Origin of the sequence: Pseudoalteromonas sp. SG44-1, from assembly GCF_014164315.1 — a bacterium.
Taxonomy (GTDB): Bacteria; Pseudomonadota; Gammaproteobacteria; order Enterobacterales; family Alteromonadaceae; genus Pseudoalteromonas; species Pseudoalteromonas rhizosphaerae.
On sequence record NZ_JACJEW010000192.1, the window covers coordinates 1 to 1,009 of the forward strand.

At 44.0% G+C, this 1,009-nt stretch carries 1 protein-coding gene; it reads right to left on the reverse strand.

Annotated elements, in window-relative coordinates:
* Positions 1-274 precede the first annotated feature (274 nt).
* On the reverse strand, positions 275-1,009 hold a 735-nt coding region (locus H5187_RS23685), incomplete at its 5' end, for a collagen-like protein (protein WP_182798492.1).

Here is a 1,009-nt window from a genome sequence, read left to right on the forward strand (position 1 = left end):
GCCTTGAATAGTGCCATGATTAGGTTAACCGATGAATGTCTAGTGCCCCTACAAATCCATAAGGATATGGAAAAAAGTAGGCTGCGATGAGATCGCAATAAGAGAGCCTCTATATGTGTTTGCCGTAAGCAACTTGCTTAACAGCCGCATCGACAGACGAAGTAAACGAATTTGTTTATTGATTTAGAATTGACCGTCCATTTATAAAAACGGTCAAAAAGAATACTAGTGCCTATTGACAGAGTTTAGGCTCATATGTGTTAAGTATTCAAAGTTATGGACACTTAGACGCCCAAATAGCATTGGCGGCTAGAGTTAGTTTGCATTGATCTTCTGCTTTAAAGACACCAGGGATTTCCCTACCACAAAATCGCTCATATTTTATGGCAGTATCTGAATGGTAATATAAACGGCAAGATGAAGATTCAGACGATGTTCTAACAGCGACCGAAGCGATGCAGTCTGCATCAGCTGCACAGAGGTCCTGGCACCCGCCATTAACTGATTCAAATATAGACATAGTTCCTGATTTAGCGATATATCCGCCCTCTAGCTCCCACCACCCTTCCTTAACGGTAACGCCATCTGAGTTTACGAAGTCTCGTAGGCTTATGCTGAGTAATCCATTGCTTGGGCTATCGCCACAGCTTAGAAGTCTATTGCCCGTACCATCGTCAAAAAAGTTTGTAGATATCATTCTTGTCAATGTACCGGTGGGGACTGTATGAGTACTGGATGGGCAGCCTACTGGATATATATTGTTTGCCGCTAAGGCCTCACACATATGCTGATGATTCAGTTCTACTGTCTGGTTTTGTTCAGGAGTAGCGGCGACAGCGCAATCATAGGCATTCCACAGACCATCTTTATTGATATCTTCATCGAGATCATTGACTCGGTCACCATTTAGATCCCAGCAATTAATGCCAGCAACTCCGATTACACCTTGAGGCCCTGTAGCTCCTGTTTCCCCTGTAGCTCCTGTTTCCCCTGTAGCTCCTGTTTCCCC